General features: G+C 37.8%; 14 protein-coding genes. 5 read left to right on the forward strand and 9 right to left on the reverse strand.

What is annotated here, in order from left to right; translation table 11 throughout:
* Window positions 1-10: 10 nt before the first annotated feature.
* Both hpt and PL_RS15140 read left to right on the forward strand, forming a co-directional pair.
* Window positions 11-556: a hypoxanthine phosphoribosyltransferase gene (hpt, locus tag PL_RS15135; RefSeq protein WP_316933280.1), complete on the forward strand. Its 546-nt coding sequence runs from the start codon at window positions 11-13 to the stop codon at window positions 554-556.
* A 65-nt stretch (window positions 557-621) separates the two neighbouring features.
* Window positions 622-1281, forward strand: a complete 660-nt coding sequence (locus PL_RS15140; RefSeq protein WP_041883658.1) for a phosphatidylserine decarboxylase family protein — start codon at window positions 622-624, stop codon at window positions 1279-1281.
* Window positions 1282-1651: 370 nt separating this feature from the next.
* Here PL_RS15140 and rplS read toward each other — a convergent pair whose 3' ends face one another.
* The 9 genes from rplS to PL_RS15185 all read right to left on the reverse strand — a co-directional run bounded on the left by rplS (window position 1652) and on the right by PL_RS15185 (window position 8746).
* Window positions 1652-1999, reverse strand: coding sequence for a 50S ribosomal protein L19 (rplS, locus tag PL_RS15145; RefSeq protein WP_041883657.1), 348 nt, complete (start codon window positions 1997-1999; stop codon window positions 1652-1654).
* Window positions 2000-2164: 165 nt separating this feature from the next.
* A complete protein-coding gene (locus PL_RS15150) occupies window positions 2165-2437 on the reverse strand; it encodes a hypothetical protein (RefSeq protein WP_041883656.1) in 273 nt (90 codons plus the stop codon).
* Between the two features lie 161 nt (window positions 2438-2598).
* Window positions 2599-3276 carry a tRNA (guanosine(37)-N1)-methyltransferase TrmD gene (gene trmD / locus PL_RS15155; protein WP_041883654.1) on the reverse strand — a complete coding sequence of 226 codons (678 nt, stop codon included), beginning with the start codon at window positions 3274-3276 and terminating at the stop codon, window positions 2599-2601.
* An 11-nt stretch (window positions 3277-3287) separates the two neighbouring features.
* Window positions 3288-3815 (reverse strand): ribosome maturation factor RimM, encoded by a 528-nt coding sequence (rimM, locus tag PL_RS15160; protein WP_041883652.1) that lies wholly within the window; start codon window positions 3813-3815, stop codon window positions 3288-3290.
* Between the two features lie 89 nt (window positions 3816-3904).
* The gene (locus PL_RS15165) at window positions 3905-4471 is read right to left on the reverse strand and encodes a 30S ribosomal protein S16 (RefSeq protein WP_041883651.1); all 567 of its coding nucleotides are present in this window, start codon (window positions 4469-4471) and stop codon (window positions 3905-3907) included.
* 140 nt (window positions 4472-4611) lie between these two features.
* On the reverse strand, window positions 4612-5595 hold the full coding sequence (pfkA, locus tag PL_RS15170) for a 6-phosphofructokinase (protein ID WP_041883650.1): 984 nt from the start codon (window positions 5593-5595) through the stop codon (window positions 4612-4614).
* Entirely contained in the window at window positions 5595-7289 is a 1695-nt protein-coding gene (locus PL_RS15175) for a protein-disulfide reductase DsbD family protein (RefSeq protein ID WP_041883648.1), read from the reverse strand. The genes pfkA and PL_RS15175 overlap by 1 nt, the downstream gene beginning before the upstream one ends.
* Window positions 7290-7479: 190 nt before the next feature.
* Window positions 7480-7929, reverse strand: coding sequence for a protein-disulfide reductase DsbD domain-containing protein (locus tag PL_RS15180; RefSeq protein WP_041883646.1), 450 nt, complete (start codon window positions 7927-7929; stop codon window positions 7480-7482).
* A gap of 43 nt (window positions 7930-7972) precedes the next feature.
* Complete coding sequence (locus PL_RS15185; RefSeq protein WP_041883645.1) at window positions 7973-8746, reverse strand: biotin--[acetyl-CoA-carboxylase] ligase; 774 nt, start codon at window positions 8744-8746, stop codon at window positions 7973-7975.
* 44 nt (window positions 8747-8790) lie between these two features.
* Between PL_RS15185 and rsfS the strand changes: the two genes are divergently transcribed.
* The 3 genes from rsfS to PL_RS15200 are packed head-to-tail and all read left to right on the forward strand — an operon-like array spanning window position 8791 to window position 11996.
* A complete protein-coding gene (gene rsfS, locus PL_RS15190) occupies window positions 8791-9165 on the forward strand; it encodes a ribosome silencing factor (protein ID WP_041883644.1) in 375 nt (124 codons plus the stop codon).
* 35 nt (window positions 9166-9200) lie between these two features.
* On the forward strand, window positions 9201-11294 hold the full coding sequence (gene ftsH, locus PL_RS15195) for an ATP-dependent zinc metalloprotease FtsH (protein WP_041883641.1): 2094 nt from the start codon (window positions 9201-9203) through the stop codon (window positions 11292-11294).
* A 57-nt stretch (window positions 11295-11351) separates the two neighbouring features.
* Complete coding sequence (locus tag PL_RS15200; protein WP_041883640.1) at window positions 11352-11996, forward strand: LutC/YkgG family protein; 645 nt, start codon at window positions 11352-11354, stop codon at window positions 11994-11996.
* Window positions 11997-12021 lie beyond the last annotated feature (25 nt).

A 12021-nucleotide genomic window follows, 5' to 3' on the forward strand; every position in this document is an offset into this window, starting at 1 on the left:
TAGATAAAAAATGATGAATACGATAGAAGTTGGAGACAGAAAGTTCGAGATATCGATAACGAACGAACGCATTAACGAGCGTACAAAATTGATTGCAGCACAAATCAGTGCAGATTATAAAGATAAATGCCCGATTTTTATTGGGGTATTAAATGGCAGCTTTTTATTTATGGCTGATCTGCTTAAGGAAACAGAAATCCCATGCGAGGTGGCTTTTATGAAAGTTTCAAGCTATCAGGGAGGTTTAACAAGCAGTGGAGAAATGAAAGAAATATTCGGCCTGCCTGATAACTTAAAAGACCGTCATCTGATTTTGGTAGAAGATATCGTTGATACTGGTTTTACACTAAAGTACATATTAGAAAAAGTTTATTTGCAGGCCCCGGCTTCTGTTCGTGTCTGCAGCCTCCTTTTTAAGCCGGAAGCGATACTTTCGCCAATTAAAGAATTAGAATATGTTGGCTTTGAGATTCCTAATGAATTTGTAGTTGGTTACGGTCTGGACTATGATGAATTAGGCAGAAATCTTAAACATATTTACCGTACAATTTCATGATCGAGATTCTTTAGCTTGATTCCCGTAAATTTTTCACAATTTTGCAAAAACATATTTATATTTAAATGACAATACATAAAGAAGGTTATACAACCATCGCACTCTCACTCCTTTTTATCTTCGTCCTGAATGCCATCATCGACTATAGATTTGCTGATGTTACCTGGTTAAGATGGGCCGTATATGTCGCATCATTTGCTTTATTCGTTATTGTCCTTCAATTCTTCAGAAATCCATCCCGGTCATTTGTAACAGGCAACAATCTGGTAATCTGCCCGGCTGACGGCAAAGTTGTTGTAATCGAAGAAACACAGGAAAATGAATACTTCAAAGACAAAAGATTACAGGTATCCATTTTTATGTCTCCTGTAAACGTTCATATAAACAGAAATCCAATTGCAGGTGTCGTTAAATTTTTCAAGTATCACCCAGGTAAATACCTTGCTGCATGGAACCCCAAATCTTCTACAGAAAATGAGCGTACAACAGTTGTTGTAGAACATGCAAATGGAACGCCTGTATTATTCAGACAGATTGCGGGAGCTCTTGCCAGAAGGATTGTATGGTATGTTAAAGAGGGAGATATAGTAGAACAGACTAAAGAATTCGGTTTTATTAAATTCGGATCCAGAGTAGATATATTCCTTCCTGTTGGTACAAAAGTAAATCTTGAGCTAAATCAGGTAGTTAAAGGCGGGATTACTGTCCTGGCCGAATTAGCATAATCTTTAACCGGAATAAAATAAAAAAGAGGGGCAATGTGTAAGTATACACATTGCCCCTCTTTTTTGTTAAGCTTTTTCCAGATAATACAAGGCTTGTTTACATCTCAGCAGGGTCAAGATACAGACGCAGCACCCCAAACACCTACAATCCTGTTTTACGATCTTATATCGCTTTATAACGCCGCTTAACCGGCCATCTGCCTCGCTTAATCCATGTTCATGATTTTATCCGGCAAAAGTACAAAACCAGGTTATCACGATAGACTAATAAATTTGTACAGATCGAAGTACCGAAAGTAAGGATGAGTTAAGTGCATACAAAAAAACCTCCCCGATACGATCGGGAAGGCCTATATATTTTGTAGAGAAATTAAACTCTCTTAGACTTGATACGAGCTGCTTTACCAGTCAGTTCACGAAGATAGAACAACTTAGCTCTACGCACTTTACCGTGACTGTTAACTTCAATTTTAGCGATGTTTGGCGAATTGATTGGGAAGATACGCTCTACACCAACACCATTAGACATTTTACGAACAGTAAACGTCTCATTAGCACCTACGCTGTTACGTTGTAAGACTACACCTTGGTAAATTTGAACACGTTCTTTATTACCTTCGCGAATTTTATAGTGAACACTCACTGTATCTCCTGATTTGAATGCAGGAAACTCGTTCTTTGCGATTACCTGCTCTTCAACAAATTTTACTAAATCCATGATTTTAAGCTATTAAGCCGACTTTTTGTTGTTTAAAATCGGACTGCAATATTAGGAATTTTATTTAATAAAAAAAAGTGATTCTTGTTTTTTTTCAACATTCTTTCCGAAATCCACAATAATTCTCTTTTTTTTTGTTTGTGAATTGAAATTATTTTACCCTTCTCATTGGCCTTTAAGCAATTGTACAAGGCTTTTTCCATTCATTTTTGTATTTTCCAGCGCTCCGCTCTCTGTGTCAAATAAAATTTCCATGAGTTTGACTTTTTCATATGGAATATCCTGAGTCTCCCCAATCTTTATCCTGCGGTAGTTATGAAACGTGTTCATAGAAATATTCAACATTTTAGGAATAGTCTTCATTGCAAACTTATATTCCTTAACGGTAAGCTGGTCTAAAAAATAATTGATCTTATATTTATCTATACTTTCGCTCATTCTTATTGAATTTATTTACATAACCTATTTATTGCCTGCTGACAGAGGCCCAAATATTATTTCGTAAATATATAAATAATTTCATTTGCAAATAAACAATAAGGCAAATAAATTATTTATTAAAGAATTAGAACAGTCTGCGGAAATATTCAAAGAAACCGTTAGTCTTCCAACAAATCAGGACGCAGTCGCTGAGTACGCAATAGAGCCTGCTCATGCCTCCAGTTGTTAATCTTTAACTCATGACCGCTCAGCAGGATTTCAGGCACCTGGTGCCCTTTATAATCGGCAGGACGGGTATATACCGGAGCGTCCAGTAATCCTCCCTGAAAACTATCACTCAAAGCTGACGTCTCATCATTCAGCACGCCCGGTATTAATCTGACAATTGCATCGACAAGTACTGCCGCAGGCAATTCTCCACCAGATAAAACATAATCACCAATAGAGATTTCACGGGTCACATAAATATCCCGGATACGCTGATCAATTCCCTTGTAATGCCCACACAAAATAATCACATTTCCTTTCCCTGATAACTCATTAGCCATTGTTTGGTTCAGCGTTACCCCATCAGGAGTCATGAAAATAATTTCATCATAGGTTCTCTGTTCTTTTAACGCATCAATACAGCGGGCAAAAGGCTCAATTGACATCACCATCCCACTGCCACCACCATATGGATAATCATCCACACTTCGTTGCTTATTATTGGAATAATCTCTAAGACTATGTACTACAATTTCAGCAATGCCTTTGGTCTGTGCTCTCTGCAAAATAGAGTGCGCAAAAGGACTCTGCAATAAATCCGGTAAAACCGTTATGATATCAAAACGCATAATGACAAATTTTAATTAGACAGATAAATATCAAGCAGGCCATCTGGCAGGTCAACCAGCAACGTACCGGCATCTTCATCAATTTCAACAATCATATCTTCATTCAGGGGAAACATAATTTCTTTCTCCTGGTAGGATACTGTAGCTACAAATTGCTGCGGATATTCATTTACCTCAAGTATCTCTCCAAGTTCACCATGAGTTTCATCAGACACAATAAACCCTTTCAGGTCTGTATAATGAAAATCCTCATCATCCCTGTCTGGCATTTTACTGATCGGCAAATAAACCTTTTTCTTAAGTAAAATCTGCGCCTTATCAATATGATCAATATCATCGAGATAAATATTCCCTGTACTGTTCGGCTGCATTTTACATGCCGACACGAAAAAAGGCACCATCTTACCATTCATATCTGCAAATATGACATCAAGGTCAAGCAGACCAGGTTCATCATATTCAAAGAACAATTGAAGTTCCCCTTTTAATCCCTTTGTTTTGGTAAAATATCCTATATAAAAAGCTTCTTCGTGCGTCATTAAAATCTAAATCAGTATACATTAAATAAAAATAGCGAAGAAAACCTTCAAATGAAGGATTCTTCGCTATAATCAAGAATTACAAATTACTATGCTTCTTCTTCTTTTGTTTCTTCTGTTGCAGGAGCATCTTCAGTTGGAGTTTCAGCTACCGGAGTTTCCTCAGTAGTTTCTTCAACAACAACTTCTTCTGCTACCGGTGCATTTTTCAATGCGATAGCAGCAGCACGGTCTGCATTTTTCTTAGCTTCAGCAGCAAGAGCAGTTTTTCTAACTTCATCCTTAGATTTAGTCAGACTGTCTTTTTTGCCTTCAATTTTACTGTCTTTAGCTACTAACCATTCAGCAAATTTAGCATCAGCTTGTTCTACTGTTAAAGCGCCTTTTTTAACACCACCTTGTAAGTGTTTTTTGTACAAGATACCTTTGTGAGATAAAATAGTACGGCAAGTATCCGTAGGCTCAGCACCTTTGTTTACCCAGTCTAATGCTTTTTCGAAATTAATTTCGATGGTTGCAGGATTGGTGTTTGGGTTATATGAACCTAAACGCTCAATAAATTTACCATCTCTCGGTGAGCGTGAATCCGCTACCACTACGTGGAAAAAAGGTTTGCTCTTTTTACCGAATCTTTGCAATCTGATTTTAGTTGCCATTTCTTTATAAGTTTATGTATTCAACATAGTTCCCGGAGCTTCATGCTAGCGGGGATGCAAAAGTAAGTAAAATACTAATGATTAGCAAGATGCCACAAAAATTATTAATGCGCCATATCATAATGACGCCTATTCCTTTTTTATAAAGACAAGATCTCTACCAGTTTTAACCAGGCAGGACTGACTTCTTCAGCATCAATATGTTTAATCGCATGATCAAAAGGAGTGAATAAGATTTCCTTATTAATCTGTCCGACCATACCACCGGATCTACCTGCCAGCAAGCCTTCTACAGCAGCGACACCAAAACGGCTGGCCAACACCCTATCCATACAGCTTGGCTTTCCACCACGCTGAATATGTCCTAAAACAGACACCCGGATATCATAATTAGGAAAATTTTCTTTTAGAACTTCTCCCACATTAAAAGCTCCGCCAACTTCATCACCCTCGGCAACTATTATAATTTTGGAAGCTTTATCTTTCCGTCCGTATTCTAACCTTTTAATTAGCCCATCAACACCCATATTGGCTTCAGGAATCATAATTGCTTCAGCACCTACACCAATTCCACTTCTTAATGCTATTAATCCGGAATCTCTGCCCATAACCTCTACAATGAAAAGCCTGTCATGTGATTCTGCTGTATCTCTGATCTTATCAATTGCATTTACAACTGTGTTAATTGCAGTATCATAACCAATTGTAAAATCAGTCCCTGCAAGATCGTTATCAATTGTACCTGGCAACCCAATTACAGGGAAATCAAATTCACTTGTAAATAAATTCGCTCCTGTAAACGTACCGTCACCACCAATCACAACCATAGCATCAATATTATGCTCCTTTAACTGGTTATAAGCTTTTTGTCTTCCTTCCTTAGTCCTGAAGTCATCACTTCTGGCAGTTTTAAGAATGGTTCCTCCACGCTGGATAATATTTGCAACGGATTTTCTGTCCATAGCGATAAAATCACCATTTATTAATCCTTCATATCCTCTTAGTACTCCTGAAACATTTAAATCATAATATATACCCGCTCTGACTACTGCCCTTATGGCAGCATTCATCCCGGGTGCGTCTCCCCCTGATGTTAATACAGCTATGTTCTTAATTTTATTCATTATTTCTTGGATGCTTTAAATTTATCAAGACCGCTTTGCAGATATGCAGCGTATTCTTTAGCGTCAAAGATTGCACCCTGAGGGGCAACCAAAGGAGCCAGATCATGCCCGCCAAGGACATAAAATGGCTGCGAGTTTGAGTTATAGGTCGTAGCCTGAAAATCTCCGTTCCAACGCCCCAGATCATCAGTTGTAGTTCTTAAAATTTTAGAATAATGAACTTTATCCTTAGGCATTTTCACCGAACGTTCGTCAACGTATAACTGTATAAGAACATACTCATCTTTAATTAAATGACCCACTTGCGGATCTATCCACACCTTGTCTTCCATTTTCCGGCAATTCACACATGCGTGACCGGTAAAATCTATCAGTACTGGTTTATTCACTTTTTTAGCATAAGCCAATCCTTCATCAAGATCAAAAAATGCATTAAAACCATGCGGAGGATGCAATACATCATTATATTTAACTGAAGCAGGAAAATCAGATGATCCCTGTGAACTTCCATTACTGTTTCCACCCAAAATGAAATCCTGTGTATTCAAAGGAGGAGCGATACCACTTAAGATATTAACCGGAGCCCCCCAAAGACCAGGGACAAGATACATGGCAAAAGAGAAAGAGAAAATAGCAAAAAACAACCTTGGCACAGAAACGTAAGGGATATCACTGTCATGTGAAAACTTAATTTTGCCAAGTATATAAATCCCCATCAGGAAAAAGATAACAATCCACAATACAAGGAATATCTCTCTGTCAAACCATTCCCAGTGCCAAACCAGATCAGCCGCAGATAAAAACTTAAGCGCCAGAGCCAGCTCTAAAAATCCAAGACAAACCTTTACACTATTTAACCAGCCACCCGATTTAGGCATACTATTCAGGAAACCAGGAAATATTGCAGACAAAGTAAAAGGAAGTGCCAGTGCCACAGCAAAACCAAACATCCCTATTGCGGGCGCAAGAATCTCACCTTTAGAACTTGCCTGTACCAGCAAGGTGCCTATAATCGGCCCGGTGCAGGAAAATGAAACCAAAGCCAGTGAAGCGGCCATAAAAAATATTCCGCCAAGACCTTTACTATCATCGGCCTTCTGATCAATTTTATTGACAAAAGAACTTGGCAGGGTAATTTCAAAAGCACCAAAAAATGATACTGCAAAAACAACAAGTAAAATAAAGAAAGCGAAATTAAACCAACCACTGCTGCTCAACTCATTAAGTTTAGCCGAACCAAAAAGCAGCGTAATCAATAATCCAAAGGCTACATAGATTATGATAATTGATATTCCATAAATTATTGCTTGTCCTATTCCTTTTTTTCGGCTGCCGGCTCTCTTAGTAAAATAACTTACAGTAAGCGGCACCATAGGAAAAATACAAGGCATGAGAAAAGCAATGAATCCGCCAATTAACCCTTGTATAAAGGTCTGCCATAATGTTTTTTCCTGTTCAGTTTGCTGCAAAACAGGCGCAGTTTTAACGTCAGAAACTGCTTTAACGCTATCCTTCCTGACACTATCTTTCACAACAGCATTTGCAGCACTATCTGCTGCAGAACCAATTTCGGTAAATTGAATGTCATCACTTACCGCAGTAGAATCATGACTTTGTACCAAAGCAAAACCCTCGCTGGAATGCAGGAAAAGCATTGAAAGGACCAAGCCTAGCATTAAAATTAACTTTTTCATTCTTATATTTTTTTAACCTGATTGGGTATCACCCTATTCTATAAGGCTGTGAAATTACTTATAATTTCTTGTTTAAAAAGTATTGAGTTATCGGATAGCCAATATTTTACTATACAGCGATATTCGATAGAAAAAGACAAAAAAAAAGAGTGTCAGGAATCCTGACACTCTTCATAAGCTATAAACAAATCTATTTGACCTGAACTGAAAACTTCACCTCATCCGGAGGAAGACATTTCGTAGCATCGCAAACCATAAATTCTATTGTTCCTGTCACAACAGTGGAAGGTTTATTCAATTTGACTTTCTGCTGAAAAACAACCTGGTTTTCAAAATAACCAACGTTCATATCAAAAACCTTTTCAAATTTAGAAAGAGCTTTCGGTTCAATAGTTTTTCCAACTACGGTGAAATCTTTTGATGGATTAAATTTAATGGTTGTTTTAACCGGTCCACCAGGTTTCACTGTTTGCGAATAGATATGCCAACCATCCTGGATAGTCGCTTTAAGGTAAACTATTGCTTCTGTATTACTGATTTTCTTTTGTGCATAAGACCACGTTACCGGAGTCTCAATCTGAGCTGACGCCCCAAGAACTGTAAATAATAAAAATGCAAATACTAAGGTTATTCTTTTCATGTTTATAAATTATAATGGTGTTTTATGAAATGATAATTATTGTTTATGGATGAACAAATTCAATTTCTTTAAAATTATACGTCTTTAATCCATCACTGGTTTCAAGACTTAATAACCCACTCTCACTCACATCAGTGATTCTTCCCTCAATTATCTCGCCATTTTGTCTGTAATTAGCCTTTATATTATATTGGTAAAGATAACTCAGGTATTCCTTACGCAGGCCGCTATCCTTACCCGCTTTAAGTTTTAAATACCCTGCTTCAATATGACTGCAAATTTCTGCTAAAAGCGCTACTAAATCAACATGCCGATGTAAAATTTGAAAGATCGAACCTGCACGGTGCTCTAGTTCCGTTTCGTAAATTTCCTGATTAACATTTATCCCGATTCCGATAATACATGCCTTTATTCGACTTCCAGAGACGATATTCTCCAATAATAAGCCGCCTATTTTTTTATCCATAAAATAGATGTCATTTGGCCATTTTATACTTAAACCTTTATCAATAATGCCTGAAAGCGCCTTTTGAATTGCTATACTAATAGTCATATTCAGGTTAAATTGCTCATTAAGCGGAAGAAAAGAAGGATGGAGAAGTACGCTAAAAGTCAGGTTTTTGCCTGGTTCTGCATGCCATTTGTTTCCTGCCTGGCCGCGTCCCTCATATTGATTCTCTGCCATAATAACAGTTCCTTCGGGTAATGGCTCGGAATTTGACACCATCCTTTTCAGAAAATTATTGGTAGAATCAACTGCTAATAATTTGATAAGATTTTGACCAACAAATAGTGTTGAAAAAGTGTTATTTTGCAATAGTTGATTTTATAGTTGTTATTTATCAAAAATAAAACATTTTAATGGTAAAAAAGAAAATAGTAAACCTTTCTACCTACCTTTCAGAAATAGCCGTTCAAGGCATGCAGGAAAAAAAGGGCCACGATATCGTCCGTCTGGACTTAAGAGAATTAAACAGCTCCGTATCAGATTATTTTATAGTTTGTAATGCAGATTCTTCAACACAGGTAAAAGCAATTGCTGATAGTGTTGAAGATGAAATTTACAAAAACACAGAAGCCACGCCGTGGAGAAAAGAAGGATTAGAAAATGCAGAATGGATAATTCTGGATTATTTTGACGTTGTTATTCATATCTTCAAAACTGAAAAAAGAGATTTTTACGGTATAGAAGACTTATGGGGCGATGCTCAGACCACTTCTTATCAAAGCGCATAACCAGTTACAATCTTATACATTTTTTTGAATCAACGATGAAAGAGAAAGAAAATACTAAGCCCAAATTAATAAAGAGAATACCGAACATTCCAAAAAAGCCTCAAAAAGGATCAAACTTTAATATATTCTGGGTTTACGCTGCTATCATTTTAGGCCTTGTCCTGGTTTCCGTTTTATTTACCAATGATACTAATAAAACAATTACATACAGGGAGTTTGAAACAAACATGCTCGCTCCTGGAGATGTTCAAAAAATAGTTGCCTACAAATATGAAGACCTGGTCAGGGCCGATGTTTTTATTAAGCCAGATCGTCTGAACCAGGAGAAATATAAAAAATACCAGACCAAAAGTAATTTTGGCTCAACCGGTGGCCCGACAGTATCTTTTACCGCGGGTTCAATGGATGCTCTGGATAAGCAATTATCTGAGTCACAGAAAGCAGTTCCTGTTGACAGTCAGATTTTAGCTGAGAAAGAAACCAGACAGAGCACATTCAATTCATGGTTCTTCACAGTAATTATTCCTGTGTTGTTATTCATTGGATTCTGGATCTTTATCATGCGCAAAATGGGTGGCGGTGCCGGCGGTGGTGGTGGACAGATTTTCAATATAGGAAAATCTAAAGCAACCCTGTTCGACAAAGAAAGCCAGGTAAACGTGACCTTTAATGATGTTGCTGGTCTGGAAGAAGCCAAACAGGAGGTTATGGAAATCGTAGATTTCCTTAAAAACCCAAAAAAATATACTAACCTGGGTGGTAAGATACCAAAAGGAGCTCTTCTTGTTGGTTCCCCGGGTACAGGTAAAACCTTATTGGCCAAAGCCGTTGCCGGTGAAGCTCAGGTTCCGTTTTTCTCTCTGTCAGGTTCTGACTTTGTAGAAATGTTTGTGGGAGTTGGTGCATCCCGTGTACGTGACTTATTCAAACAGGCTAAGGATAAAGCGCCTTGTATTATCTTTATTGATGAGGTGGATGCAATCGGTCGTGCCCGTGGAAAAAACAGCATGATGGGTGGCAATGACGAACGTGAAAATACATTGAATCAGTTACTGGTAGAGATGGATGGTTTCGGTACAGATTCTGGAATTATTATTCTTGCTGCAACTAACCGTCCTGATGTATTAGATAGTGCATTACTTCGTCCGGGAAGATTTGACAGACAAATTTCTATTGATAAACCTGATTTGGTTGGCAGAGAGCAGATTTTTAAGGTTCACCTGAAACCAATCAAGACTGATGTAGTTGTGGACGCCAAAAAACTTTCCGCTCAAACCCCTGGTTTTGCTGGTGCCGAAATTGCCAACGTTTGTAATGAAGCTGCATTAATCGCTGCCAGAAGGAATAAGGAATCAGTTGACATGCAGGATTTCCAGGATGCAATTGACCGCGTTATTGGTGGCTTAGAGAAGAAAAACAAAATCATCTCTCCAGAGGAGAAACGCATAGTTGCCTATCACGAAGCCGGACACGCTATAGCAGGATGGTTCCTTGAACATGCCGACCCACTGGTTAAAGTTTCTATTGTACCGCGTGGTGTAGCAGCCCTTGGTTATGCGCAATATTTACCTAAAGAACAGTTCCTGTATACTACAGAACAACTTACTGATGGCATGTGTATGACTATGGGTGGCCGTGTTGCAGAAGATCTTGTTTTTGGTAAAATATCCACTGGTGCACAGAATGACCTGGAAAGAATTACCAAATTGTCTTATGCAATGGTGACTATTTACGGAATGAACACAACTATTGGAAATGTTTCTTTCCATGATCCGCAAAACGAGTATAATTTCAACAAACCATATTCAGAAAAAACGTCTGAACTGATTGATATCGAAGTACGTACATTGATCAATCAGGTTTATGAAAGAACCATGCAATTATTGATCGAAAAGAGAGAAGGCCTGGAAAAACTTGCAGAAAAGCTATTGGAAAAAGAGATTCTTTTCCAGGCAGATCTTGAAGAAATCCTGGGCAAACGTCCTTTCGATAACCGTACTACATATGATGAATTCGTGAATGGAACAGGTGATCAAAAACCTGCTGCTGAAGGTCTACTTCATGAAGGCGTCGGAGAGACAACAGACCCGTCTTCTCCATTGGTAACGCCTTTAAATTCTGAATCATAATAATTATCTTTATGGAGCTGTTACCAGAATATCTGGTAACAGCAAATCCATTTTTTTATGCAAGAGAATATTTCTTCAAAGGAGTTAATGCTAAAAAAGATAAGGAAAGCTCTGCTGGAAAAAAGAGATAACCCTTATCCTAATTTAGAAGAAACCCCACTCTACAAGACCAATACAGAAATTCCGGAAATTTTATTTGCCGAGCAGCTCACTGCTGTTTCAGGAAATTTTATTTATTGTGAAAACGGTGTTGAATTTATTGAAAACATCCTTGAACTTGCGGATAAGTTTAAATGGAGAAAAATCTATTGCTGGGAAACCGAGCTTCAGAATTTACTTTCCACTTATGAATTTCCATTTTACAAGACTGATAAGGACTTTGAGATGGCTGAAGTTGGAATTACCATGTGTGAAGCCCTAATTGCCAGAAATGGCTCCATTTTGCTTAGCAATCAGAACGAAGCGGGTAGAAGACTAAGTATTTTTCCTCATCATCATATTGTTATTGCCAGAACCGGTCAGTTGGTAATGGACCTTAAAGATGGCTTTCAATTAATAAAAAACAAATACGGATCGCGGATTCCATCAATGATCAGTACGGTCACCGGCCCAAGCAGAACAGCCGATATTGAAAAGACACTTGTTCTTGGTGCCCATGGTCCAAAAGAATTATTTGTTTTTTTAATTGATGATTTCTCTTAAATTTTTGTTTTCAATAAATTAATCC

The organism is Pedobacter lusitanus (genome assembly GCF_040026395.1).
In the GTDB taxonomy this organism is placed as follows: domain Bacteria; phylum Bacteroidota; class Bacteroidia; order Sphingobacteriales; family Sphingobacteriaceae; genus Pedobacter; species Pedobacter lusitanus.